The organism is Thermococcus sp. Bubb.Bath (assembly GCF_012027595.1).
In the GTDB taxonomy this organism is placed as follows: domain Archaea; phylum Methanobacteriota_B; class Thermococci; order Thermococcales; family Thermococcaceae; genus Thermococcus.
This window is the reverse complement of sequence record NZ_SNUR01000052.1, coordinates 1-414: the sequence shown is the minus strand read 5'-3', so window position 1 is coordinate 414 and position 414 is coordinate 1. Positions and strand designations below refer to the sequence as shown.

Genomic DNA, 414 nt, shown 5'->3' with positions numbered 1-414 from the left:
GAGGGCGGTGATGCCGGCCTCCCTGATAATCTCGGCCACCTTTTTGGCCACTCTCATGGCCGTGAGTGTATCGAGATGAGCTGCAAACTCGTCCATGAGGAGGAGATTTGGCTTCTCAGCGAGGAGTGAAGCTATCTTTGCCCTTTCCTTCTGACCTGTAGAGAGCTCACCGAACTTTGCACGGTAGAGAACTGCGTCGCTCAGTCCAGCCCTGTTGAGCACCTCCACAGCCGCGTTGAGGTCTCTAATCTTTCTGTACACGTGCTCCAATATGCTCTCGGAGCCAAAGGAAGGCTCGAATTCTCCGGGTATAAGCACGGAAACCTTGACGTTCTCCGGGACGCTGATTTCTCCTTCACTCGGTCTGTACTTTTCCTCCCAGTAGCCCTTCGCCGCTCCGAGGATGAGCCTCAG

The 414-nt window shown here is 55.1% G+C and carries 1 protein-coding gene; it reads right to left on the bottom strand.

Going from position 1 to position 414, the window contains the following annotated elements; genetic code table 11:
• The coding region (locus E3E29_RS11475; RefSeq protein ID WP_167911112.1) for an ATP-binding cassette domain-containing protein at positions 1 to 414 on the bottom strand (414 nt) is incomplete at both ends.